This is a genomic window from Pseudomonas sp. UM16 (assembly GCF_050312595.1).
In the GTDB taxonomy this organism is placed as follows: Bacteria; Pseudomonadota; Gammaproteobacteria; order Pseudomonadales; family Pseudomonadaceae; genus Aquipseudomonas.
In genome coordinates this window covers 1-22,869 of sequence record NZ_JBNPJT010000021.1, presented here as the reverse complement: position 1 = coordinate 22,869, position 22,869 = coordinate 1, and the positions used below count along the sequence as shown (strand labels likewise).

At 61.6% G+C, this 22,869-nt stretch carries 22 protein-coding genes and 1 riboswitch; of the genes, 17 read left to right on the top strand and 5 right to left on the bottom strand.

Going from position 1 to position 22,869, the window contains the following annotated elements:
• Positions 1-67: 67 nt before the first annotated feature.
• Positions 68-646, bottom strand: a complete 579-nt coding sequence (locus ACQRAX_RS21830; RefSeq protein WP_412041355.1) for a hypothetical protein — start codon at positions 644-646, stop codon at positions 68-70.
• A gap of 148 nt (positions 647-794) precedes the next feature.
• A riboswitch (cobalamin riboswitch) is annotated at positions 795-1,020 on the top strand.
• Positions 1,021-1,185: 165 nt separating this feature from the next.
• Here ACQRAX_RS21830 and cobO point away from each other — a divergent pair.
• From cobO to ACQRAX_RS21755, 15 genes are all read left to right on the top strand, one after another.
• Positions 1,186-1,797: a cob(I)yrinic acid a,c-diamide adenosyltransferase gene (gene cobO, locus ACQRAX_RS21825; RefSeq protein WP_412041356.1), complete on the top strand. Its 612-nt coding sequence runs from the start codon at positions 1,186-1,188 to the stop codon at positions 1,795-1,797.
• Positions 1,794-3,089 carry a cobyrinate a,c-diamide synthase gene (locus ACQRAX_RS21820; protein ID WP_412041357.1) on the top strand — a complete coding sequence of 432 codons (1,296 nt, stop codon included), beginning with the start codon at positions 1,794-1,796 and terminating at the stop codon, positions 3,087-3,089. Before cobO ends, ACQRAX_RS21820 begins: the two co-directional genes overlap by 4 nt.
• Positions 3,086-3,733 carry a 5,6-dimethylbenzimidazole synthase gene (gene bluB, locus ACQRAX_RS21815; protein ID WP_412041358.1) on the top strand — a complete coding sequence of 216 codons (648 nt, stop codon included), beginning with the start codon at positions 3,086-3,088 and terminating at the stop codon, positions 3,731-3,733. Before ACQRAX_RS21820 ends, bluB begins: the two co-directional genes overlap by 4 nt.
• On the top strand, positions 3,733-4,641 hold the full coding sequence (cbiB, locus tag ACQRAX_RS21810; protein WP_412041359.1) for an adenosylcobinamide-phosphate synthase CbiB: 909 nt from the start codon (positions 3,733-3,735) through the stop codon (positions 4,639-4,641). The genes bluB and cbiB overlap by 1 nt, the downstream gene beginning before the upstream one ends.
• Positions 4,634-5,626 (top strand): threonine-phosphate decarboxylase CobD, encoded by a 993-nt coding sequence (cobD, locus tag ACQRAX_RS21805; RefSeq protein WP_412041360.1) that lies wholly within the window; start codon positions 4,634-4,636, stop codon positions 5,624-5,626. Before cbiB ends, cobD begins: the two co-directional genes overlap by 8 nt.
• Positions 5,623-7,077 (top strand): cobyric acid synthase, encoded by a 1,455-nt coding sequence (locus ACQRAX_RS21800; RefSeq protein WP_412041361.1) that lies wholly within the window; start codon positions 5,623-5,625, stop codon positions 7,075-7,077. The genes cobD and ACQRAX_RS21800 overlap by 4 nt, the downstream gene beginning before the upstream one ends.
• 1 nt (position 7,078) lies before the next feature.
• Entirely contained in the window at positions 7,079-7,600 is a 522-nt protein-coding gene (cobU, locus tag ACQRAX_RS21795; RefSeq protein ID WP_412041362.1) for a bifunctional adenosylcobinamide kinase/adenosylcobinamide-phosphate guanylyltransferase, read from the top strand.
• A complete protein-coding gene (cobT, locus tag ACQRAX_RS21790; RefSeq protein ID WP_412041363.1) occupies positions 7,597-8,652 on the top strand; it encodes a nicotinate-nucleotide--dimethylbenzimidazole phosphoribosyltransferase in 1,056 nt (351 codons plus the stop codon). Before cobU ends, cobT begins: the two co-directional genes overlap by 4 nt.
• Positions 8,649-9,218 (top strand): alpha-ribazole phosphatase family protein, encoded by a 570-nt coding sequence (cobC, locus tag ACQRAX_RS21785; RefSeq protein ID WP_412041364.1) that lies wholly within the window; start codon positions 8,649-8,651, stop codon positions 9,216-9,218. Before cobT ends, cobC begins: the two co-directional genes overlap by 4 nt.
• Position 9,219: 1 nt before the next feature.
• Positions 9,220-9,948, top strand: coding sequence for an adenosylcobinamide-GDP ribazoletransferase (locus ACQRAX_RS21780; RefSeq protein ID WP_412041365.1), 729 nt, complete (start codon positions 9,220-9,222; stop codon positions 9,946-9,948).
• A 107-nt stretch (positions 9,949-10,055) separates the two neighbouring features.
• On the top strand, positions 10,056-11,210 hold the full coding sequence (locus tag ACQRAX_RS21775) for a glycoside hydrolase family 5 protein (protein ID WP_412041374.1): 1,155 nt from the start codon (positions 10,056-10,058) through the stop codon (positions 11,208-11,210).
• Between the two features lie 52 nt (positions 11,211-11,262).
• Positions 11,263-11,667, top strand: coding sequence for a MarR family winged helix-turn-helix transcriptional regulator (locus ACQRAX_RS21770; protein ID WP_412041366.1), 405 nt, complete (start codon positions 11,263-11,265; stop codon positions 11,665-11,667).
• 64 nt (positions 11,668-11,731) lie between these two features.
• Positions 11,732-12,934: an MFS transporter gene (locus ACQRAX_RS21765; protein ID WP_412041367.1), complete on the top strand. Its 1,203-nt coding sequence runs from the start codon at positions 11,732-11,734 to the stop codon at positions 12,932-12,934.
• On the top strand, positions 12,931-13,053 hold the full coding sequence (locus ACQRAX_RS21760; RefSeq protein WP_412041368.1) for a hypothetical protein: 123 nt from the start codon (positions 12,931-12,933) through the stop codon (positions 13,051-13,053). The genes ACQRAX_RS21765 and ACQRAX_RS21760 overlap by 4 nt, the downstream gene beginning before the upstream one ends.
• Positions 13,054-13,096: 43 nt before the next feature.
• On the top strand, positions 13,097-13,648 hold the full coding sequence (locus ACQRAX_RS21755) for a glutathione peroxidase (protein ID WP_412041375.1): 552 nt from the start codon (positions 13,097-13,099) through the stop codon (positions 13,646-13,648).
• 60 nt (positions 13,649-13,708) lie between these two features.
• Here ACQRAX_RS21755 and ACQRAX_RS21750 read toward each other — a convergent pair whose 3' ends face one another.
• From ACQRAX_RS21750 to ACQRAX_RS21740, 3 genes are all read right to left on the bottom strand, one after another.
• On the bottom strand, positions 13,709-14,992 hold the full coding sequence (locus ACQRAX_RS21750) for an OmpP1/FadL family transporter (protein ID WP_412041369.1): 1,284 nt from the start codon (positions 14,990-14,992) through the stop codon (positions 13,709-13,711).
• Positions 14,993-15,138: 146 nt separating this feature from the next.
• Complete coding sequence (locus ACQRAX_RS21745; protein ID WP_412041370.1) at positions 15,139-15,621, bottom strand: hypothetical protein; 483 nt, start codon at positions 15,619-15,621, stop codon at positions 15,139-15,141.
• Positions 15,622-15,888: 267 nt separating this feature from the next.
• A complete protein-coding gene (locus ACQRAX_RS21740) occupies positions 15,889-16,113 on the bottom strand; it encodes a hypothetical protein (RefSeq protein ID WP_412041371.1) in 225 nt (74 codons plus the stop codon).
• 956 nt (positions 16,114-17,069) lie between these two features.
• On the opposite strand from ACQRAX_RS21740, the gene ACQRAX_RS21735 reads away from it, so the two are divergent.
• Both ACQRAX_RS21735 and rmuC read left to right on the top strand, forming a co-directional pair.
• The gene (locus ACQRAX_RS21735) at positions 17,070-17,498 is read left to right on the top strand and encodes a tetratricopeptide repeat protein (RefSeq protein ID WP_412041372.1); all 429 of its coding nucleotides are present in this window, start codon (positions 17,070-17,072) and stop codon (positions 17,496-17,498) included.
• 179 nt (positions 17,499-17,677) lie between these two features.
• The gene (rmuC, locus tag ACQRAX_RS21730; protein ID WP_412041376.1) at positions 17,678-19,066 is read left to right on the top strand and encodes a DNA recombination protein RmuC; all 1,389 of its coding nucleotides are present in this window, start codon (positions 17,678-17,680) and stop codon (positions 19,064-19,066) included.
• Here rmuC and ACQRAX_RS21725 read toward each other — a convergent pair.
• On the bottom strand, positions 19,038-22,511 hold the full coding sequence (locus tag ACQRAX_RS21725; protein WP_412041373.1) for a hybrid sensor histidine kinase/response regulator: 3,474 nt from the start codon (positions 22,509-22,511) through the stop codon (positions 19,038-19,040). The two genes, rmuC and ACQRAX_RS21725, sit on opposite strands and share 29 nt — an antisense overlap.
• Positions 22,512-22,869 lie beyond the last annotated feature (358 nt).

Sequence of the window (22,869 nt, the reverse complement as noted above, 5' to 3'; positions counted from 1 at the left end):
CGGTATCCCTCGCGAAGTTGGCCTCTATGCTAATAGAGGCAGCTGTGTGCGCGAGGTTCCCTGCGCTTCAGGCCTGTTTGAGCAGCAGGGCAACGCCCGGATGATACTGCCCAGCCTCGTCATGCAGCTTGCGGTAGGCATACGGGAAGTACCAGGCAATCGCGCAAGCGGTATGCTTTTGCAGGTCGTCGACCAGGTCCTGCAGCTCTTCGGGGCTGGCGTGCTGCCCAGCTTTCCAGGGGCTGGCGAATAACGCAGCGACCTTGAGCTGGCTGGGCGCGGCGACCTGGCGTGCGGCAAACACCGTTTCCTGCAGGGCGTTGTGCAGGTCGAGGCGAGCGATCCGCGGCCAGCGCTGGCTGGTTTGCAGGTAGGCGGCTTCTTCGCGGTTGGCGATGTACAGGTCGCAGCGGCCTTCACGTTCCCCTTCGTCGCGTTGCTTCTTGCTCTGGTGATGCTGCAGGGTCACCAGTTCTGCTTGCCAGGCAGCAGCCGAAAGCACGCTGAGGTTGGCTTGGGCGCCATGCCAATAAGCGGCTTCGTTGTCACCCAGGGTCTGGTTGAGGCGGTCGATACAGTCGAACCAGCGCTCCAGGGCCGGGCGCAGAAACTCCAGGCGCGGGTTGTTGATGATCAGTCCTTGCATGCCGTTCTCTCCGTTGTCGTTGTATTCGAGTACAGCCATTTGTGGCTATTTGATATCACTGCTATCAGGCTGGCACAAGATGACAAAAGCGCCATTGATCCAGGCCAGTGCAGCGCCTTTCATTGACGCTCCGGGTGCAACCCTCTAACCTTCGCGACTTGTTTCAGGTGCTCTGTGGGCTGTGGCCTGGCAGGGTGAAACAGGGAAGCCGGTGGGCACGCAAAAGGCGTGCGAGTCCGGCGCTGCCCCCGCAACGGTAGGTGAGTCAAGGCCGCGCATGGCCACTGGGTGATCAACCCCGGGAAGGCGCGCGACCCTGGGTATTCATGGCCCCGCTCACAAGCCCGGAGACCGGCCTGTAACAGCCAACGGCATCACGGAGGGTGATGCGCGGTTCTTTCGGCTTGTGCCGCGGTCCTGCGTGTTTCTCCGTCTGCCTTATCCATTGATCTGTAGCCATCTCTTTACCTCGAAACCTGTGCAGCCCGTGCTGCCAGGTGCGTAGCGAGATTGGCTGACAGGGGTTTGCGGAGACTGCGATGACTGAATCCACCGAGCGTGACGAACGCCACCTGGCCCGTATGCAGCGCAAGAAGGCGATTATCGACGAGCGTATTGCCAACGCCCCGAGCGAATGCGGCTTGCTGCTGGTGCTCAGCGGCAACGGCAAGGGCAAGAGCAGCTCAGCCTTCGGCATGTTGGCCCGGGCCATGGGCCATGGCATGCAGTGCGGCGTGGTGCAGTTCATCAAAGGCCGCAACAGTACCGGTGAAGAGCTGTTCTTCCGACGCTTTCCCGAGCAGGTGCGCTATCACGTGATGGGCGAGGGCTTCACCTGGGAGACCCAGGACCGCCAGCGCGACATCGCCGCCGCTGAAGCAGCCTGGGCGGTGTCACGCCAGTTGCTGCAGGACCCCGCCATTACCTTCGTGGTCCTCGACGAACTGAACATCGCCCTCAAGCACGGCTACCTCGACCTGGACCAAGTGCTCAGCGATCTGCAGGCGCGTCCGCCGATGCAGCATGTGATTGTCACCGGCCGCGGTGCCAAGGATGAAATGATCGAACTGGCCGACACCGTCACCGAGATGGGCATGATCAAACACGCGTTCCAGGCCGGCATCCGCGCCCAGAAGGGCGTGGAACTATGAGTGATACGCGCCACTGTCCGGCGGTACTGATTGCCGCCCCGGCCTCGGGCCAGGGCAAGACCACGGTGACTGCTGCCCTGGCGCGGCTGCACCGTAACCTCGGGCGCAAGGTGCGGGTGTTCAAGTGCGGCCCGGATTTTCTTGACCCGATGATCCTCGAACGGGCCAGTGGTGCACCGGTGTACCAACTCGACCTGTGGATGGTGGGTGAGCAGGAAAGTCGCCGTTTGCTGTGGGAGGCGGCAGCTGACGCCGACCTGATCCTGATTGAAGGGGTCATGGGCCTGTTCGACGGCACACCGTCGAGTGCCGATCTGGCTCGGCATTTCAATGTGCCGGTGCTGGCGGTAATCGACGGCACCGCCATGGCCCAGACCTTCGGCGCCCTGGCCTTGGGCCTGGCACGCTATCAGCCAGACCTGCCGTTCGCCGGGGTATTGGCGAACCGTGTTGGCACCCTGCGCCACGCGCAACTGCTTGAAGGCAGTCTGACTGAAGGCCTGCGTTGGTACGGCGGGCTGTCGCGAGAAACCGGTATTGAACTGCCAAGTCGACACCTGGGCCTGGTTCAGGCCAGTGAACTCAATGACCTGGAGGTTCGTCTGGACGCTGCAGCGGCGGCCCTGGGTGCCAGTTGCGAGTCGTCGTTGCCACCGCCCGTGGCGTTCGCCGCGCCGTGCGCCGAGGTTATCGAGCCCTTACTCAGTGGGGTAACCATTGCGGTGGCGCGGGATGAAGCCTTCGCCTTCACCTATGGCGCCAACCTCGATTTGTTGCGGGCGATGGGCGCGGAACTTAAATTCTTCTCACCGTTGCATGACCGTACCCTGCCGTCGGCGGACAGCCTTTACCTGCCGGGCGGCTATCCGGAACTGCACCACCAGGCGCTGGCCGCCAACACCTCGATGCTCAGTGCCATTCGCGCTCATCAGCAGGCCGGCAAGCCGCTGCTGGCTGAATGTGGCGGCATGCTGTACCTGCTCGAAGCCTTGACCGATGTTGCCGGCGAGCGCGCCGAATTGCTGGGCCTGCTCGAAGGCGAGGCGGTCATGCAAAAGCGTTTGGCAGCCTTGGCCTTGCAAGCTGTGGAACTGCCTGAGGGCACCTTGCGTGGCCACACCTACCATCATTCACTGACCACCACGGCGCTTGAGCCGATTGCCCGGGGCCAGAGTCCCAACGGTGGCCGTGGTGCTGAAGCGGTCTATCGCTGTGGGCGCCTGACCGCGTCCTACGTGCATTTTTATTTTGCCTCCAACCCCCACGCGACTGCGGCGCTGTTGGCCCCATGAGCGACCAGGCTTTCACCGACGCCGAGCGCGCGGCGGTTTACCGGGTCATCGCCGAACGCCGCGACATGCGTCACTTCGTCAAGGGTGAGGTAGCGCCTGAACTGCTGGCGCGCCTGCTGGAGGCGGCGCATCAGGCCCCCAGCGTCGGCCTGATGCAGCCGTGGCGCTTTATCCGCATCAGCGATGGCGATCTGCGTCAGCGCATCCAGGGGCTGGTGGAGGCCGAGCGGGTGCGTACCGCCGAGGCGCTCGATGAGCGCTCTGATGAGTTCATGAAGCTCAAGGTTGAAGGCATCAGCGACTGTGCCGAAGTGCTGGTGGCAGCCTTGATGGATGATCGCGACAAACACATATTCGGTCGTCGCACCTTACCGGAGATGGACCTCGCCTCGTTGTCCTGCGCTATCCAGAACCTCTGGCTGGCAGCACGTGCTGAAGGCCTGGGCATGGGTTGGGTGTCGCTGTTCGAACCGCAGGCGCTGGCCGAACTGCTGGGCATGCCGGCCGGTGCCAAACCGGTGGCGATTCTCTGCCTGGGCCCGGTTCAGGCGTTCTATCCGGCACCGATGCTGGTCCTTGAAGGCTGGACCACGGCGCGACCTTTGCGCGACATGTTGTTCGAAAACCAGTGGGGAGAGTGTTGATGAGTGTGGCGTTGCTGACCGTTGCCGGGGTGGCGTTGGATGCGCTGTGGGGCGAACCCCAGCGCCGCCATCCATTGGTTGCCTTCGGCCGATTTGCCGGACGCCTGGAGCAGCGCTTCAACGCCGCCGGTCGTGGTTGGCGCAGCCATGGCGTAACCGCCTGGTTCCTGGCGGTGATTCCCCTGACCTTGTTGGCCACCTTGTTGTCCTGGCTGCCCTACATCGGTTGGTTGCTGGAAGTGCTGTTCTTGTATTGCGCTTTGGGCCTGCGCAGCCTGGGCGAGCACGTGCGTCCGGTGGCTGAGGCCCTGCGCCGCGCCGACCTGGAACAAGCACGTCGCCGTGTGGGGTATCTGGTCAGTCGTGAAACCCGCGAACTGGACGAAACGGCTGTGGCACGCGCCGCCACCGAGTCGGTATTGGAAAACGGTAGCGATGCGGTGTTTGCCGCGTTGTTCTGGTTTGTCGTCGCCGGTGCGCCGGGCGTGGTGCTCTATCGCTTGAGCAATACCCTGGATGCCATGTGGGGCTACCGCAATGAGCGCTTCGAACGATTTGGTTGGGCGGCGGCGCGCATTGACGACCTGCTCAACTATATTCCTGCCCGTCTGGTGGCGTTGACCTACGCACTGCTCGGCAAGACCCGCCTGGCGCTCAGTTGCTGGCGCCGCCAGGCCCCGCTGTGGGACAGCCCTAACGCGGGGCCGGTGATGGCAGCCGGGGCCGGGGCCTTGGGGGTGGAACTCGGTGGTCCGGCGGTGTATCACGGTGAACTGCACGAGCGCCCGCAATTGGGCGAAGGTCCGGCGGCGGACGCTGACGCAATCGAGCGTGGCTGGCGCCTGGTGTGCCAAGGCGTGTGGTTGTGGTTGCTACTGTTGTGCCTGGGGGCTGAATTCTATGCTTGAGCACGGTGGACGCCTGCAGCGCGCAGTGCGGCAATACGGTATCGCCCGTGAGCAGTGGCTTGACCTGTCCAGTGGCATTGCTCCCTGGTCTTTCGCCGTTCCTGCCATTGCGCTTTGCGCCTGGGCGCGCCTGCCGGAAACCGACGACGGCCTGGAGCAGGCCGCCGCCGCGTATTACCGGGTCAAACAGGTGTTGCCGGTAGCGGGCTCACAGGCTGCGATCCAGGCCTTGCCGCAGCTGCGCGCGCGCGGCACGGTCGGTGTGCTTTCGCCCTGTTATGCCGAGCACGCCGAGGCCTGGCGACGCGCAGGCCATCAAGTCCTCGAGCTGCACGGCGAGCAGGTGGACGAGTTGCTCGACAGCCTGGATGTGCTGGTGGTGGTCAACCCGAACAATCCTACCGGTTGCCTGATTCACCCTGAGCGATTGCTCGCCTGGAATGCCCGTCTGGCCCGGCGCGGGAGCTGGTTGCTGGTCGATGAAGCGTTTATCGACAACACACCGGCGCAAAGCATTGGCGGCCAGACAGAGCGCCCTGGGCTGATCGTGCTGCGCTCGTTTGGCAAGTTCTTCGGTCTGGCCGGTGTGCGCCTGGGGTTTGTTCTGGCTGAGGCAACGCTGTTGCAACGTCTGGCCGAGTTGCTGGGGCCCTGGACCGTCAGCGGCCCAACGCGGATTCTTGGCCAGGCCTGCCTGCTCGACAGTGCCGCGCATCAGCGGCAGATTGCCCGTTGTGCGGTGGCCAGCCAGCAGCTGTCAGCCTTGCTCAGCAACGCCGGCTTTGCCCCCACTGGCGGCTGCGATCTTTTTCAGTACCTGGTCACCGATCAGGCTGAGCAGCTGCACGAATTCATGGCCAGACGCGGCATTCTGCTGCGCCTGTTCAGCCAGCCGGCCAGCCTGCGCTTTGGTCTGCCAGCCACTGAAGCCGACTTTCAGCGCTTGGCGCACGCCTTCAATGACTACCGCAAGGATCTGGCATGAGTACCCTGATGGTGCAAGGCACCACCTCCGATGCAGGCAAGAGCACCCTGGTGACCGCGTTGTGCCGCTGGTTGCTGCGCCAGGGCGTGGCGGTGGTGCCGTTCAAGCCGCAAAACATGGCACTCAACAGTGCGGTGACTGCTGACGGTGGCGAAATCGGCCGCGCTCAGGCCGTTCAGGCCCAGGCCGCAGGACTTGCGCCGCACACCGACATGAATCCGGTGTTGCTCAAGCCCAACAGCGACACCGGTGCCCAGGTGATCGTCCACGGCCGCGCCGTCACCAGCATGAACGCGGTGGCTTATCACGACTACAAAGTCATCGCCATGCAAGCGGTACTCGACTCGCATCAGCGCTTGAGCGCGCAATACCCGGTGGTGATGGTCGAGGGCGCGGGCTCCCCGGCGGAAATCAACCTGCGCGTCGGTGACATCGCCAACATGGGCTTCGCCGAGGCGGTGGACTGCCCGGTGATCCTGATCGCCGATATCAATCGCGGTGGGGTTTTCGCTCACTTGGTCGGCACCCTGGAATTACTCTCGGCCACCGAACAGGCGCGGGTCAAAGGCTTTGTCATCAACCGTTTTCGCGGTGATATTGCCTTGCTTCAACCGGGCCTGGACTGGCTCGAAGCGCGCACCGGCAAACCCGTGTTGGGCGTGCTGCCGTATGTGATGGACCTGCACCTGGAAGCCGAGGACGGTATCGACCAGCGCCAGAGCGACAAGGCCGCACGTGCCCTCAAAGTGATCGTGCCGGTACTGCCGCGCATCAGTAACCACACCGATTTCGACCCGCTGCGCCTGCACCCGCAAGTGGACTTGCAGTTCATCGGCCCAGGCGATGCGATTCCCCCGGCGGACCTGATCATCTTGCCAGGCTCCAAGAGCGTGCGTGGCGATCTGGCGCAATTGCGTGCTCGGGGGTGGGACCAGGCCATCAGTCGTCATCTGCGCTACGGCGGCAAGCTGCTGGGTATTTGTGGCGGCTTGCAGATGCTCGGGCAGCGGGTCGACGATCCGCTGGGGCTGGAAGGGCCGGCCGGCAGCAGTGATGGCCTGGGCCTGCTCGACTTTGTCACCGAGCTGGAAGCGCAGAAGCAGCTGCGCAATGTCAGCGGTACGCTGCAACTGGAGCACGCGCCGATCAGCGGCTATGAAATTCATGCCGGGGTGACCCAGGGCGCGGCCCTGGAGCACCCTGCAGTGCACTTGGCTGACGGTCGCCACGACGGCGCTATCAGTGCCGATAGGCAGATTCTCGCCACCTACCTGCACGGCCTGTTCGAAAGCCCGCAGTCGTGTACGGCGCTGTTGCGCTGGGCTGGCTTACACGACGTCGAACACGTCGATTACCAGGCCCTGCGCGAGCGCGACATCGAGCGCCTGGCCGACCTGGTCGAACAGCACCTGGATACCACCTGCCTACGGCATTTGTGCGGACTTAACTGACATGCTCAACCTGATCCTCGGTGGTGCCCGTTCCGGCAAGAGCCGCCTGGCCGAACAACTGGCTGAGCGCAGTGGCCTGGCGGTCACTTACATCGCTACCAGCGAACCACTGGATGGCGAAATGAATGCTCGCGTGCAACTGCATCGCGAGCGCCGACCGCCCAGTTGGGCGCTGATCGAAGAGCCGCTGGCCCTGGCCCAGGTCCTGCGCGCCAACGCCAGTGCCGAACGCTGCCTGTTGGTGGACTGCCTGACCTTGTGGCTGACCAACCTGCTGATGCTGGATAACCCCGAGCGCTTGCTGGCCGAGCGCACGGCATTGCTCGACTGCCTGGCGCAGCTGCCCGGCGAGATCATTCTGGTCAGCAATGAGACTGGCCTGGGCGTGGTACCGCTGGGCGAGCTGACCCGGCGCTATGTCGATGAAGCTGGCTGGTTGCACCAGGCCATTGCCGAGCGCTGCCAGCGGGTGGTGCTAACGGTTGCCGGCTTACCCCTTACCTTGAAAGGAACTGCACCATGAGTCAGACCTGGTGGCTTGATGCCTGCCGTGCCCTCGATCAGCAGGCCATTGCTCAGGCCGTGGCGCGACAACAGCAATTGACCAAGCCGGCCGGCTCCCTCGGGCGCCTGGAACTCATCGCAGTCCAACTGGCGGGCCTACAGGGGCAGCTCAAGCCTTGCCTGGATCAGGTCAGCATCGCGATTTTTGCCGGTGACCATGGCGTGGTCGCCGAAGGCATCTCGGCCTATCCGCAGGCGGTGACTGCGCAGATGCTGCATAATTTTGTCGGCGGTGGCGCGGCGATCAGCGTCCTTGCGCGCCAGCTTCAGGCCCACCTGGAAGTGGTGGATCTGGGCACCATCGACCCGGAACTCGATCTGCCAGGCGTGCGCCACCTGCGAATCGGCGCTGGCACGGCGAATTTCGTTGTGGCCCCGGCAATGACCCGCGAGCAAGGCTTGCAGGCGCTGCAGGGCGGCCGCGAGAGCGCCTTGCGTGCCGCGGCTAGCGCCAGCCAGTTGTTTATCGGTGGTGAAATGGGCATCGGCAACACTACCGCGGCCAGCGCGTTGGCGTGCGCTTTGCTCGGTTGCCCAGCCATCGAGCTCAGCGGTCCCGGAACCGGCCTGGATGCTGCTGGTGTGCGGCATAAAGCTGAGGTGATCGAGCGTGCGTTAGTGCTGCATGGTGACCTATCGAATGATCCGTTGCGGGCGCTGTTCTGCTTCGGCGGTTTTGAAATCGCCGCCTTGGTCGGTGCCTATCTGGGCTGTGCCCAAGCAGGCGTCGCGGTGCTGGTCGACGGTTTTATCTGCACCGTGGCCGCGTTGCTGGCGGTGCGAATCAATCCGGGGTGCCGTGACTGGCTGCTGTTTGGCCATCGCGGCGCTGAACCGGGGCATCGGCGGCTGTTGGCCGAGCTCGACGCTGAACCTGTGCTGGAACTTGGCTTGCGCCTGGGTGAGGGCAGTGGCGCGGCGCTGGCGGTGCCGCTGTTGCGTCTAGCCTGCGACCTGCACGGGCAGATGGCGACCTTCGCTGAAGCCGCCGTGGCGGACCGTCCGGCATGATCATCGACCTGCTGCGCCATGGTGAAACCGAGCAGGGTGGCGGCCTGCGCGGCAGCCTGGATGATGCCTTGACCGCCAAGGGCTGGGCGCAGATGCACGCTGCGGTGGCTAACCCGCAGCCTTGGGCTGTCTTGGTCAGTTCACCTTTGCAGCGCTGTGCGCGCTTTGCCCAGTCGCTCAGCGAGCAAATGGGGTTGCCCGTGCAATTGGAGCCTGCACTGCAGGAGCTGCACTTTGGTGAATGGGAAGGGCGTAGCGCCGCTGATCTGATGCTCACCCATGAACAGCAACTGGGGCAGTTCTGGTCCGACCCCTACGGGTTCACGCCGCCTGGCGGTGAGGCGGTGATCGATTTTTCTGAGCGTGTGTTGGCCGCCATTAACCGGTTGCACTACGAGCACGCGGGTAAGCATCTGCTATTGGTCACCCATGGTGGCGTGATGCGCCTATTGCTGGCGCGCGCCAGGGGCTTGCCGCGGGAGCAGTTGCTGCAGGTCGAGGTCGGTCATGGTGCCTTGTGTCGGCTTGAAGTGCTGGCGGACGGTAGTCTGCGGGAAGAGCGCTGAAATGTTGCCGTTCTGGATAGCCTTGCAGTTCCTGAGCAGTTTGCCAGTGCGCCTGCCGGGGATGCCGAGCCCTGAGCAAATGGGCCGCTCACTGCTGTATTACCCGGTGGTGGGAGGGCTGTTCGGCGTATTGCTCTGGGGGCTGAGCACCTTGCTCGACGGCAGCCCATTGCTGTTGCATGCAGCGTTGCTGCTGAGCGTCTGGGTAATGCTCAGTGGCGCCCTGCACCTTGATGGCCTGGCCGACAGTGCCGATGCCTGGTTGGGTGGCTTCGGTGACCGAGCGCGTACCCTGGAGATCATGAAAGACCCACGCAGCGGGCCGATTGCCGTAGTGACGCTGATGCTGGTGCTGCTGCTCAAGTTCTGCTCCTTGCTGGTGCTGGTGGAGCGAGGGCAGGGCGCGTTGCTGATCGTCGCCCCCCTGCTGGGGCGCGCAGCCTTGCTCGGGCTGTTTCTGACCACGCCGTATGTGCGCGCGGGCGGGCTGGGGCAGGCGCTGGCCGATCACCTGCCGCGCCGTAGTGGGCAGTGGGTGTTGTTTGTAAGTTGCGCCCTATGTCTTTGCCTGACTGGCCTGGAAGGTCTGTATGTTTTGGCCGTCGCTGGTGTGGCCTTTTTCTGCTTTCGTCGAATGATGATTCGGCGATTGGCCGGCACGACCGGTGATACTGCCGGCGCGCTCCTGGAATTGCTGGAGTTGGCGGTTTTACTCAGTCTGGTGTTGTGATCACTGGGTAGTCCGGGGGCGGCTTTTCCCTGGCAGTGGCGAGCGTATGCTTGCCATCTTTGTCAGGGAGGTGGCGTATGAGGGGATGGTTGCGTAGTGGGCTGCTGATGTTGTGTTGCGCGTTCGGCAGCGCGAAAGCCGCAGATCTGATCGACTTCTGGGAGGTGCCACGCCACGGTGGCAACAGTTTCAACCGGCTAGCGCCTGATCAGGCGTACTTCCAGGCACTCAAGAATTACGGTGCCAGTTGGGTGCGCCTGTCTTACGACAAGTGGCAGCCTGCCGGGCGCGACTTCCTGCTGGGCGATGCCGATGGCTACAAGGGGTTGATCGCCGAGGATCTGGCGCAACTGCGCACAGTGCTCGATGCGGCCCATGGCGCCGGGCTCAAGGTGGTCATTGCGCCGCTGTCATTGCCGGGCATGCGCTGGATGCAGAACAACCATGACCGATTTGACGACCGCCTGTGGCAAGACAAGGCCTGGTGGTTGCAGTCGGCTGCCTTCTGGCGTGATCTGGCCGCAGCGCTCAAGGACCATCCGGCCATTGCCGGCTACAACCTGATCAACGAACCAGCGCCGGAAAAGATGGGCGGCCTTGCCGAGCATGCAGCGGCGGCCGACATGCAGACCTGGTATCAGCAGCAACAGGGCGGCGCGCGCGATTTGCCGGCGTTCTATACGCAAGTGATCGCCGCCATCCGCGAAGTGGACCCGCTGACCCCGGTGATGGTCGACGCCGGCTGGTATGCCGCCGCCGATGCCTTTGCCTACTGGCCTGCTGCGCTGTCTGACGCACGCGTGCTGTACAGCTTTCATATGTACGAGCCTTACCACGCTACCAGTGCGCCAAACATGAACCGGGCAAAACCTTATGCCTATCCAGGTCCCGTGAAGTTTGCCGGACAGCAACAGGTGTGGGGCCGTGAACGGGTCAGGACGTATATGCAAAGCCCCCTGCAGTGGGCACAAACCCATAAAGTGCCTGTCAGCCGCCTGGTAGCGGGAGAGTTTGGCTGCATGCGGCGCTTACCGGGATGTCGACAATACCTGGAGGACGTACTGACAACCCTTGATCAGGTGAACCTGCACTGGGCCTTTTACAGCTTTCGCGAGGACAGCTGGGACGGCATGGACTATGAGCTGGGCAGCGCCAAGGTGCCCTGGGCTTATTGGCAGGCAATCGAGCAAGGACGCCCTGACCCGCTGAAGCGCCAGGTCACTGCTGAGTTTGAGCCGATTAGCAAGCGACTGCAGCCCTAGTCGGATAAGGAAATTCTTGCATCAAGTTTTATGCGGGTATATACACGTATTTATGTTGACCAGTGAATGCATCTGTACCCATCTGCGTCGTGCTGCCCGCGGGGTCAGTCGACACTATGACGAGGCCCTTGAAGGCTTCGGGATCAATGTCGCACAGTTTTCCCTGCTGCGGCATTTGCGTCGTCTCGATCAACCGAGTATCTCGACCCTGGCTGAGGCCATGGGCCTGGATCGCAGTACCCTGGGGCGTAACCTGCGAGTGCTGGAAGCCGAAGGGCTAGTGGCGCTGGCTGAAGGCCGGGATCTACGTAACCGCCTGGTGTTGTTGACCAATCAGGGCCATGAGCGTTTACGCGCGGCGGAGCCGGCCTGGGAAAAAGCTCAGGCCAATTTGATTGATACCTTGGGCGAAGGGCAGCGTGATGAACTGGTGCGTCTGCTTGGGCTGCTTGCCTGAACCCTTTTCGACTTAAAGTGGGTATATACCCGTATAATTTTGCGGCGCTGTGGAGAAAACAATAATGACATCGGTATGGCGAACCAGTGGTTGGATTCTCCTCGGGGCTGCGTTGATCCTGGCGCTGTCACTGGGCGTGCGGCATGGCTTCGGCTTGTTTCTGGCGCCGATGAGTGCCGACTTTGGCTGGGGGCGGGAGGTGTTCGCCTTCGCCATTGCCTTGCAGAACCTGATCTGGGGCCTGGCGCAACCCTTTGCCGGGGCTTTGGCTGATCGCCTTGGTGCAGCAAAAGTGGTGATGGTCGGCGGTGTTCTGTATGCCGTTGGGCTAGTGCTGATGGGCATGTCCGATTCGGCAGTGACCCTGTCGCTGAGCGCCGGTCTGTTGATTGGCATTGGCCTCTCCGGCACTTCATTCTCGGTGATCCTTGGCGTGGTAGGGCGTGCCGTACCACCAGAGAAGCGCAGCATGGCCATGGGTATTGCCAGTGCCGCCGGGTCGTTCGGTCAGTTCGCCATGCTGCCGGGCACCCTTGGCCTGATCGGCTGGCTGGGCTGGTCAGCGGCCTTGCTGGTGCTGGGCTTGCTGGTGGCCTTCATCGTGCCGCTGGTGGGGTTGTTGAAGGATCGACCGCTGCCCAGCCATGGTGCCGAACAAAGCCTTGGCCAGGCCTTGCGTGAAGCCTGCACGCATTCTGGTTTCTGGCTGTTGGCCTTGGGCTTTTTCGTCTGTGGCTTTCAGGTGGTGTTCATCGGTGTGCACTTGCCGGCCTACCTGGTCGACCAACACCTGCCAGCCACCATCGGCACTACAGTGCTGGCCCTGGTCGGGTTGTTCAACATTGTCGGCACCTACACCGCCGGTTGGCTGGGTGGACGGATGTCCAAGCCGCGTTTGCTGACGGCGCTGTATCTGTTGCGCGCGGTAGTGATCGTGCTGTTTCTCTGGGCGCCGGTCACTCAGTTCAGTGCTTACCTGTTCGGCATCGCCATGGGCCTGTTGTGGCTGTCGACCGTGCCGTTGACCAATGGCACGGTGGCGACCCTGTTTGGCGTGCGTAACCTGTCGATGCTCGGCGGTATCGTGTTCCTGTTCCACCAGTTGGGCGCCTTCCTGGGAGGCTGGCTGGGTGGGGTAGTGTACGACCAGACCGGCAATTACGACCTGGTCTGGCAGATTTCGATCCTCCTCAGCCTGTTGGCGGCTGCGCTTAACTGGCCGGTGCGTGAGCGCCCTGTGGCACGCCTGCAGGCGCAAGCGGCATGAACCGCTTTGCCCTGCGTGGGCTTCTGGCCCTTTGCGCATTGTTGCTGCTGGCGCTGGTCTGGTGGGGGTGGCATGAAGGTGGGCTGGCGCTGATGCAGTTGGGCATGGGCGTGTGCTAGGCGTATTCTGAACGTCATAGACCTGTTCAAGGGAGAGACGATGATGCGCGCACGTTGGATGTTGGTTCCACTGTTCACTCTGATGGCCGCTGCATCGGTACAGGCCGCGGACTGTCCGGCATTGCTCAAGGGCAGCCTGCCGGAGTTGCGTGGCAAAGAGCAGATTGACCTGTGTGAGAAGTTTGCCGGCAAGCCGCTGGTGGTGGTCAATACTGCCAGCTATTGTGGTTTTGCCCCGCAATTTGAAGGCCTGGAAGGGGTCTACAAGACCTATCACAGTCAAGGGCTGGAGATGCTCGGTGTGCCGTCCAACGACTTCAAGCAAGAGGACGCCGACGCCGAGAAGACCGCTAAGGTCTGCTATGCCAACTATGGCGTCACCTTCACCATGACCAAAGCCCAACCTGTGCGTGGCAATGATGCGATTCCCTTGTTCAAGAACCTCGCCAAGCAAAGCAGTGCGCCGAAGTGGAATTTCTATAAGTACGTGGTTGATCGGCAGGGCAACGTGGTCGCCAATTTCTCCAGCCTGACCAAACCGGACGACCCCGAATTCAAGGCCGCGATTGAGAAGGCCATCGCTTCGCAGCCGTGAGCGTCTAGCGCCTAAAAAAAACCGCCGAAATCGGCGGTTTTTTGTGTTGGCAGCGTTGAATCAGAAGCGGTAGGTGAGCGATGCACCGAGACCGTGAGCACTGTTTTCATACTTGCCGCTGTAGGAGCCTTTGAAGTGGGCCGGGTCGCTCAGAGAGGTGGTCTGATTAACCTTGACGTCTTCTTCCATCAGGTAGGAGTAGGCCAGGTCGATGGTCATGTCATCGCTAGGGTTCCAGCCAGCGCCCAGGCTGAACACCTTGCGGTCGCCTGTCGGAATGCGCGGCGAGCGGTTGGTGTTATTGGTTGGGGCCTGGTCGACACTGAAACCTGCACGCAGGGTCCATTCTTTGTTCACTTTATAGGCAGCACCGATAGCGTGCGCCCACGTGTCATGCCAGTTCTGGTCTTCGCTGATCTGGCCTAGCCCTGGTTGCAGCGGGGCAGGAACGCCGTCGTTGTTGACGGTAATGGCTTCCAGTCGGCTCCAGCGGGTCCAGGTGCTACCGGCATACAGTGTCCAGTTGGCATCGAGCTCGTGGGTGACCGAGAAGTCGACCGATTCCGGCGTTTTGATCTTCAACGTTGCGTCGAACTTGTTACCGCTGAACGGGCCGAAGCCAGAGCCGGAAATCTTGGTATCACCTTCAAGTTTGTAGTCGACCATTGAGTGATAGGTCAGGCCGACGCGAGTGTTGTCGGTGGCTTGTACCAGAATACCGATGTTGTAACCGATGGCAGTGTCATCACCGGAAATCTTTACTTTGCCGTCATTTATGCCTGGCGAGGCACGGTTCAGTGCTGCGGATTCCAGGGTGCCATCAATGCGGTTGATGGTTGGGCCGAAACCGATAGAAACCTTGTCGTTGAAGGCGTAACTGATTGTTGGCTGCAGGGTGACGACCTGCACTTCACTTTTGCTGCCGAAGTAACGGCCGGCAAAGCCGCTTTCGTAGTCAGTCACCAGGCCGAAAGGTACGTACATACCGATACCGAACGCCCAGTGCTCATCGATTGGCTTGACGTAGAAGCCCATTGGAACGCCGACGGTTGGAACCATGTCACCGTCATTGCTGCCGCCAAAGGTACCACGACCGTCCTTGATGTCGGTTTTGGCAATAATGGCTGCGCCACCCACGGTGACTTGTTCACGTTTCAGGCGTGACATACCGGCAGGGTTGCCGAATACGGTGCTGGCATCATCGGCAGAAGAAGAACGACCCGCGAAACCTGTGCCCATGCCGCTGACGCTCTGTTCGTTGAGGGCAAAGCCGCTGGCGAGCAGTTGAGTCGAGGCGAGAGTGACGGCGAGGCTAAGAGAGGTTTTGAGCATTACTTTTTTCATTATTAGAACTCCTTGGGATCTCCGGGGCGAAAATTACCAACATTTCGCCCGCAGCGCTATAGGCTGTATCGCAGGAGATAGAGCGGTTTTGTAGGACAATCCGACCAGAAAGGTGGGAAATTTCCGAATATGGAGTTCAGTGACTGTCAGCAGGCTTCAAGAGTCACAGGCGCGATGCAGGTTTGCCATGCGCAGGTGAAATCGCGCAGACGTCCCTGGGGGTGAAAGGTCTGGCGCCAGATGCGCGCAAGGCCCAGAAGATCGTCGGCAGCGGGGAGGGCGTGGGCCTGTTCTTCGATGAGCATCCAGGCGATGGCGGTGGCGTAGCGCAGGTTGACGGTCAGTTCCAGGTGCGGGCCGCTGAGGAAGGCGTGTTGACTGGCCAGGCCGCGCACCAGGCTGGCCAGTTCCGGGTCGCGGGCCAGGAACTGGTCCCAGACGTTTTGGTGGCGCAGTTCGGCAATCCGGTAGAGGCCGTGACCGCGGCGATCATGCAAGGCGGAGCCGAGGGCGGACTGGCTGGCGGCAACACCCAGCAATAAAGCTTCAGCGCTGGCGCAGTGGCGGCCCAGGTAGATCAGGGTCGGGCGAATGACAAATTGGCTCAACTCGCTCGCGGCGATACCCATAATGCCCTCGAACTTGAATGTGGCCGGCGGACGCTGGAGCTTGGCAGCTGGAGAGTCGGTCAGGCCCGCCGGAAGCGGCCTCTGCCGCTTGAGTTGAAGTGTAGTGTCATATTCGTGCTGTAAAGGACTGTTTTTAAAACATTTGCGGCTTTTAGTTATAAACCATATGCCGTGCGGTGATTAAGAAACGCCCCCTGTGGGTACCGCTACGCACATAAAAAAGCCCCGCGAGAGGGCGGGGCTTGAGCTGTTGCAGCGAAGCGCGGATCAGGCAGTCAGTGCCTGACGGGTGCGCTCGATCACCGCTTGCAGCGGTTCGGCTTGGCTGTACTGCTCGGGGTACAGGCGCTCGCTGTGACGGGCAATGCCGTGCTCGTTGACCAGGGTGAAGCTGAAGCTGCCTTTGCGTGATGCGTTGATCAAGCAATTGAGCGGGGCAAATGCCTGGGAAAGGGTGCTAATCGCAGCCTGAGTATGGATAGAGTGAGTCATAGTTATTAGATGTTCCTGCAATAGACACGGTTTCGATCCGTGCACACTTAAAACGTTCCAGTAACGCCGGGATTTAGTCTAGGCGAAGAACCTGACTGGAACAGGGCAGCCAGTTTTGGGCGCATTCATCATGTGGCGCTGGGGCTGACTGGTAGGTACGTCAGAGGGCAGGCAACACACCGGGTCGAGGTTCTATGCCGCGGGGTGAAGATCCTGATCAATCTGCAGGTTGGTTCGGTCAGAGTAAGAAGTGATTTACCTGGGAACCATCGAGTCGGCCGGTCCTTGTTTCAACAGGCGCTGTTCCAAGGTGGAGAGGGCACTGTAAGGACTGCTTTGGCCAGAATTGACTTTCAGCTTGGTACTAACGGTGGCAAGACTACCGCAAAGGTTGGGTCTTAGCAAGAAGGATGGCTTTTTATTCGCGGAGCCGGCCAGTATCTCGCTTTTTTCATCGCCTGTGAAGAGGCACTGAAGGCGCGATAACGTCGAGAACGTGCCAAATTCGTGCAACGAATTGCCTTTCATTGGGGCGCATGTGCACACATGGGGCGGGCGATGTTACAGCCCTGCAACACTGCCTGATCACTGCGCCAATGACTTGCCCAATAACTTAAGTCAATGAAAAAAAACACTTATTTTAGCTGGTGAAAAAATCGACAGTTTGAGCAAAAGCCCCATTTCATAGGGGTTTGCGGGGTCTTGGAGGGGGTTGTCCACCGAGTTATCCACAGCTTCTGTGGATTGTCCCGAGCGCTTGCTCTAGGACGGGCGTGCTAGCTTTTTCCGATGTGTCCGACAATCTTCGCCAGGGCGTCTGGCGGAGGAAAAACACCTCGACCGGCGTCAATAAAAGCACGCAGAAATATTTTGAAAAAAGTTGTCGGCGACCTCGGGTCATTGGCGAAAAAAAGGTGTAGAGTGGCGCGCCTCTCGAGTTGTCGTCGCTGTTGGTTATGAAGTTTCGCGCCAAAATTCCTGCAATTGATTCCACGCCACCGCCTGTGCCTGAGCCAAAGCGCTTCTCCTTGAAGGTCGCTTTATGGCTGCTCGACAATCCGCGGCTGGGCGACAACCCCAACGTCAAACACTTTGCCGGACGCTTGCTCAAGCAGCCTGCGCGTCAGGGTGTGGTGGTCGCGCAAAGCCGTTTGGGGCAGATGCTCTGTCGTGATTGTGGCAACGCTCGCGACCGGCGCATCGGTCATGACCTGCTGCGCCAGGCGGCCCGCGCCGGCGATCGCCGCGCGCAGCTCGAATACGGTCGCTTGTGCGCTCAAGCGCAGATCAACGAGCCCGAGCAGGCTCGCTACTGGCTGGAGCTGGCGTCTTCTCAAGGCTCTCAAGAAGCCCGGCGCTTGCTTAAGCAGTTACCAGACGCTTGACTGCACGGCAGTGGCAAGGCTGATAAGCTCTGCCGTTGATTTTGCTAGGGAGTGTTCGGGTGGCGATGGCGTTGGATCTGACCAGCATTGTGCTGGGTATCATAGCGGCCGCAGTGCCTTGTCTGGGCTGGGTGTTTCAGCAGCAACGGCGGTTTGCTGCCCGTGAAGCGCAGGCGGCCTTGCTTGAGGAGCGTCTGAGCAGTGTCCAGTTGGCTCAGGAGGGCTTACTCGCCCAGCTCGACGCCAGTCGCGACGAAATCAGTGATTTGAGCCAGGCCAACGCTGCCAAACAGGCGACCCTGGCGGCGCAAGCCCGTGAGCTGGAGTTGCTGCAGATCGACCGCGACAACGCCCGCGATGCAGCCCATGCCTGGCAGCTCGAACGTAGCGCCCGTGAGGCCGAACTGCGCCGCCTGGACGCCCACAGCGCGGCCTTGGGCGCTGAGCTGCGCGAACAACAGGAAAGCCATCAACAACGCCTCGATGACCTGCAGGGTTCGCGGGACGAGCTGCGCGCGCAATTCGCCGAAATGGCGACGAAGATCTTTGACGAGCGTGAGCAACGTTTCGCCCAGACCAGCCAGCAGCATTTGGGGCAATTGCTCGACCCACTCAAGGAGCGTATTCAAGCCTTCGAGAAGCGCGTTGAAGACAGCTACCAGCAGGAAGCGCGTGAGCGGTTTTCCCTGGGCAAAGAGCTGGAGCGTCTGCAGCAACTTAACCTGCGTTTGAGTGATGAAGCCACCAACCTGACCCAGGCGCTCAAGGGCCAGAAAACCCAGGGCAACTGGGGTGAGCTGATTCTCGAGCGGGTGCTTGAGCACGCCGGGCTGGAGAAGGGCCGTGAGTACCAGACTCAGGTCAGCCTCAAGAGCGCGGACGGCGAACGCTTCCAGCCGGACGTACTGATCATGTTGCCGGGCGACAAGCAGGTGGTGGTCGACTCCAAGGTCAGCCTGACGGCCTATCAGCAGTATGTCGGCGCTGATGACAACGAGATTGCCCAAGCGGCCCTCAAACAGCATGTGCTGTCGTTGCGCAACCACGTAAAAGGCTTGTCGGGTAAGGACTACAATCGCCTGGAAGGCTTGCACAGCCTGGATTTCGTTCTGCTCTTCGTACCGATCGAAGCGGCCTTTTCCGCGGCGCTTCAGGCTGAGCCCAATCTGTTCCAGGAGGCGTTCGACCGGCAGATCGTGATCGTCAGCCCAACCACCTTGCTGGCCACCTTGCGGGTGATCGACAGCCTATGGAAACAAGAGCGCCAGAGCCAGAACGCCCGGGAAATTGCCGAGCGCGCGGGCTGGCTGTATGACAAATTCGTGTTGTTCATCCAGGACCTGGATGAGCTGGGCAATCGCTTGCAGCAAGTCGATAAAGCCTACAGCGCTGCCCGCAACAAGCTTTGTGAGGGGCGCGGCAACTTGATCAGCCGCAGCGAGCAACTGAAGTTGCTCGGCGCCCGCGCCAGCAAGAGCTTGCCGGCCGATTTGCTGGAACGGGCCATGAGCGAAGGTGACCCGCTGGCTGCCAGCAGCCTTACTGGACCAGGCTCAGATGGCGATTGAGCAGGGCCCGCAGCGCTGCCGGCTTGACTGGCTTGGCGAGGAAATCGAGGCCAGCGGCATGCACCTGCGCCACCGTCTCACTATGACCGTCGGCACTGATCACCACGCCTGGCACCGGTTCGCCCAGGCGCGTGCGTAGCCAGGCCATCAGCTCGGTACCGGTTTCGCCGTCGTCCAGGTGAAAGTCAACCAGCGCCAGGTGCGGCCGCATACCTTCTTTGAGCAAGGCATCGCACTCGTCGCGGTTGCGTGCCGTCCATACCTGACATCCCCAGCGGCTGAGCAGGCTGTTCATGCCGATCAGAATGCTGTCTTCGTTGTCGACACACAGCACTTGCATACCGGCCAGTGGTTGGCCGCCTTGCTCGGCTGGGGTGACGATGGGGGCGGCTGGTGTCGTTGCCAGGGGCACGCTGACACGGAACACGCTGCCTTTGCCCGGCCAGGAACGCACCTCTAATGAGTGGCCGAGCACCCGGCACAGGCCGTCAGCGATTGCCAGGCCCAGGCCCAGGCCTTTTTCGGCGCGGGTCTGATGGCTGTCCAGGCGTTTGAATTCCTCGAAAATCACCTGCAGCTTGTCATCGGCGATGCCCGGGCCGCGATCCCAGACCTCCAGCCACAGCTTGCCGCCGTGCCGGCGGACACCGAGCAGGATCGGGCTCTTGCCGTAGCGGAAGGCATTGGTCAGGAAGTTCTGCAGGATTCGGCGCAACAGTTTCATGTCGCTGTGCACCCGCAAGCGGCTGGAGCGTACGCGAAAATCCAGGCCCTGTTGCTGGGCCAATACCTTGAATTCGGTACCCAGGGTGGTGAACAACTCGTTCAGGGCGAACGGTTTGGGGTCAGGGGTGATCTTGCCGTTTTCCAGGCGCGAAATGTCGAGCAGGTCGCTGATCAATTCCTCGGCGGAGCGCAGTGAGCTGTCCATGTGCTGGACCAGTTGCTGGGCGTCTGCGGAGAGGCCGTCGCCCTGGTGAGAGAGCGCGGCAGAAAACAGACGGGCAGCATTGAGTGGCTGCATCAAGTCATGGCTGACGGCGGCCAGGAAGCGGGTTTTGGATTGGTTGGCGGCCTCGGCGTGGCTCTTGGCTTCGGTCAACGCCTGGTTCAGTTGCGACAACTCCTGAGTGCGCTCGGCGACCCGTTGTTCCAGGCCTTCGTTAGCCTCTTTAAGCGCTTGTTCGGCTTCGCGGAACGGGGTGATGTCAGTGAAGCTCATAACGAAGCCACCGCCCGGCATCGGGTTGCCGATCAGTTCGATGACCCGGCCGTTGGGGAACAGCCGTTCAGAGGTATGCGCACGGCCCTGGCGCATCCAGTGAAGACGCCGAGCCACATGAACCTGTGCTTCGCCGGGGCCGCAGAGGCCACGTTCGGCGTTGTAGCGAATGATGTCGGCAATCGGCCGACCGACGCTGATCAAGCCGTCGGGGTAATTGAACAGTTCCAGGTAACGGCGGTTCCAGGCCACCAGCAGCAGGTTCTGGTCGACCACGCTGATGCCCTGGCTGATGTTCTCGATAGCGCCTTGCAGCAGGGCGCGGTTGAACTGCAGCACTTCCGAGGCTTCGTCGGCGATGCGCACCACGTCCTCGAGTTGCATGTCGCGGCCTTCAATGGCCGCCTTGACCACCGCCCGGGTCGAGGAGGTGCCCAGTACACCGGCGAGCAAGCGTTCGGTGTGCTCGATCCAGTCGCCGTCGGCATTCTGGTTGGGGTTGAAGCCCTTGCCCTGACGGTAGGCAAAGCGGATGAAACTCTGCCGCGCGCGCTCTTCGCCGACAAAGCGCGCCGCCAGTTGCAGCAAGTCGTCGATCTGTACTGCCAGCAACGAACGGCTATTGGGCCGGGCGCTGGTTTGTTGGCCAATGAAGCGGCCGGCTTGCCAGTGTTCCGACACGCGGGTACGCGAGAGGATCGACACCCAGGCGAACAAGGTGAAGTTGCCGGCCAGCGACAACACCACCCCTTGGGTCAGCGGCGTGATCGGTAGGTTCAGCGGGTTGCCGTGCAGCCAGGCCAGCCCCGGAAACAGCTCCAGCGACCAGCCCAGGCTGTGGGCGGCAATTGGCAGCACCAGGGTGTAGAACCAGAGGAAGATCCCGGCAGCCAGGCCGGCGAACACCCCGCGGCGGTTGGCCTGCTTCCAGTACAGGGCGCCGAGCATGGCCGGGGTCAACTGCGTGATTGCGGCAAAGGCAATCTGGCCGATGGTAGCCAGGCTTGCGGTGGAACCGAGCAGGCGGTAGCTGACGTAGGCCAGCAGCAGGATCACAACAATGGTTACCCGGCGTACCGAGAGCATCCAGTGGCGGAACACCTCAAACGGTCGCTCGGCGTTGTTGCGGCGCAACAGCCAGGGCAGCAGCATGTCGTTGGAGACCATGGTCGACAGCGCCACCGCTTCAACGATCACCATGCCGGTGGCGGCCGAAGCGCCGCCGATGAACGCCAGCAATGCCAGGGCCGGATGCGCTTCGGCCAGCGGCAGGCTGATGACGTAGGAGTCGGGTATCACCCCTGGCAGCAACATCTGCCCGGCCAAGGCGATCGGCACCACAAACAGCGCGGCGAGGATCAGGTACATCGGAAACACCCAGCGAGCCAGGCGCAGGTCCTGCGGTTCGATGTTCTCGACCACGGTGACATGAAACTGCCGGGGCAGGCAAATGATCGCCATCATCGCCACGCCGGTCTGGACCACCATTGACGGCCAGTTAATCGTCTCTTGCCAGAAGCCTTCCAGGCGCGGGGCCAGTTGCGCCTTGCTGAACAGGTCGTCGAAACCGTTATACAGACCAAAGGTGACGAAGGCGCCGACGGCGAGGAAGGCCAAAAGCTTGACCATCGATTCGAAGGCAATGGCCAGGACCATGCCGCGGTGGTGTTCGGTGACATCCAGGCTGCGGGTACCAAATACGATGGAGAACAGCGCCAGTACCAGTGAGACCACCAGTGCGGTGTCTTGTACGCGGCTGCCGGTGGCGTCGGCACTGGCGCCAATCAGCAGGTTGACGCCGAGCACAATGCCCTTGAGCTGCAAGGCGATATAAGGCAGCACGCCGACCAGGCAGATCAGCGCCACCACCACCGCCAGCGACTGAGATTTGCCATAGCGGGCGGCAATGAAGTCGGCAATCGAGGTGATGTTTTCCTGTTTGCTGATCAGCACCATCTTCTGCAGCACCCAGGGTGCGAACAGCAGTAACAGCACAGGCCCCAGGTAGATCGGCAGGAACGCCCAGAGCTGTTCGGCGGACTGGCCGACGGCGCCGAAGAAGGTCCAGCTGGTGCAGTACACCGCCAGCGACAGGCTATAGACCCAGGCACGCAAGCGCGGTGGTAGCGGCGTTTTGCGCCGGTCACCATAGAAGGCGATAGCGAACATGATGGCCATATAGGCCAGGGCGACCACAGCGATCAGCCCACTGGACAGCGACATGACTACTCCGAAACAAAAAATGGAACAGCCGTCGGCGTAACGGCGAACCTCGATCAATCAGTCTGGCACGCCGCAGGCGCTTCGTCAGCGCCGACGATGGTAGCAGTGGCAGAGCGTCGCAGGTTCAGCGGGCAGGCGTGCCTCGCGAGCTTTTTGTGACTCACCAACCAACAGTCTGCAAATGCGGATGTATTTTCGGAAGCGTCTGACATCAATTATTTGTCGCGCTTGGTAGCGTTTCCGGGTGTTGTCCTTGGCTCAAGCACGCTTTGGGCACCAGCGCTGCGTATCCAGCACATGGACAACGCTTGCCTGCACCTCGACGTGAACAAGGACGTGTGATGAACAAGCCCGCGAC

Excerpts from the sequence above, each read along its gene's own strand:
- ACQRAX_RS21830 (WP_412041355.1), bottom strand. The coding sequence starts at position 646 with ATGCAAGGACTGATCATCAACAACCCGCGCCTGGAGTTTCTGCGCCCG.
- cobO (WP_412041356.1), top strand. The coding sequence starts at position 1,186 with ATGACTGAATCCACCGAGCGTGACGAACGCCACCTGGCCCGTATGCAG.
- ACQRAX_RS21820 (WP_412041357.1), top strand. The coding sequence starts at position 1,794 with ATGAGTGATACGCGCCACTGTCCGGCGGTACTGATTGCCGCCCCGGCC.
- bluB (WP_412041358.1), top strand. The coding sequence starts at position 3,086 with ATGAGCGACCAGGCTTTCACCGACGCCGAGCGCGCGGCGGTTTACCGG.
- cbiB (WP_412041359.1), top strand. The coding sequence starts at position 3,733 with ATGAGTGTGGCGTTGCTGACCGTTGCCGGGGTGGCGTTGGATGCGCTG.
- cobD (WP_412041360.1), top strand. The coding sequence starts at position 4,634 with ATGCTTGAGCACGGTGGACGCCTGCAGCGCGCAGTGCGGCAATACGGT.
- ACQRAX_RS21800 (WP_412041361.1), top strand. The coding sequence starts at position 5,623 with ATGAGTACCCTGATGGTGCAAGGCACCACCTCCGATGCAGGCAAGAGC.
- cobU (WP_412041362.1), top strand. The coding sequence starts at position 7,079 with ATGCTCAACCTGATCCTCGGTGGTGCCCGTTCCGGCAAGAGCCGCCTG.
- cobT (WP_412041363.1), top strand. The coding sequence starts at position 7,597 with ATGAGTCAGACCTGGTGGCTTGATGCCTGCCGTGCCCTCGATCAGCAG.
- cobC (WP_412041364.1), top strand. The coding sequence starts at position 8,649 with ATGATCATCGACCTGCTGCGCCATGGTGAAACCGAGCAGGGTGGCGGC.
- ACQRAX_RS21780 (WP_412041365.1), top strand. The coding sequence starts at position 9,220 with ATGTTGCCGTTCTGGATAGCCTTGCAGTTCCTGAGCAGTTTGCCAGTG.
- ACQRAX_RS21775 (WP_412041374.1), top strand. The coding sequence starts at position 10,056 with ATGTTGTGTTGCGCGTTCGGCAGCGCGAAAGCCGCAGATCTGATCGAC.
- ACQRAX_RS21770 (WP_412041366.1), top strand. The coding sequence starts at position 11,263 with ATGTTGACCAGTGAATGCATCTGTACCCATCTGCGTCGTGCTGCCCGC.
- ACQRAX_RS21765 (WP_412041367.1), top strand. The coding sequence starts at position 11,732 with ATGACATCGGTATGGCGAACCAGTGGTTGGATTCTCCTCGGGGCTGCG.
- ACQRAX_RS21760 (WP_412041368.1), top strand. The coding sequence starts at position 12,931 with ATGAACCGCTTTGCCCTGCGTGGGCTTCTGGCCCTTTGCGCATTGTTG.
- ACQRAX_RS21755 (WP_412041375.1), top strand. The coding sequence starts at position 13,097 with ATGCGCGCACGTTGGATGTTGGTTCCACTGTTCACTCTGATGGCCGCT.
- ACQRAX_RS21750 (WP_412041369.1), bottom strand. The coding sequence starts at position 14,992 with ATGAAAAAAGTAATGCTCAAAACCTCTCTTAGCCTCGCCGTCACTCTC.
- ACQRAX_RS21745 (WP_412041370.1), bottom strand. The coding sequence starts at position 15,621 with ATGGGTATCGCCGCGAGCGAGTTGAGCCAATTTGTCATTCGCCCGACC.
- ACQRAX_RS21740 (WP_412041371.1), bottom strand. The coding sequence starts at position 16,113 with ATGACTCACTCTATCCATACTCAGGCTGCGATTAGCACCCTTTCCCAG.
- ACQRAX_RS21735 (WP_412041372.1), top strand. The coding sequence starts at position 17,070 with ATGAAGTTTCGCGCCAAAATTCCTGCAATTGATTCCACGCCACCGCCT.
- ACQRAX_RS21725 (WP_412041373.1), bottom strand. The coding sequence starts at position 22,511 with ATGTCGCTGTCCAGTGGGCTGATCGCTGTGGTCGCCCTGGCCTATATG.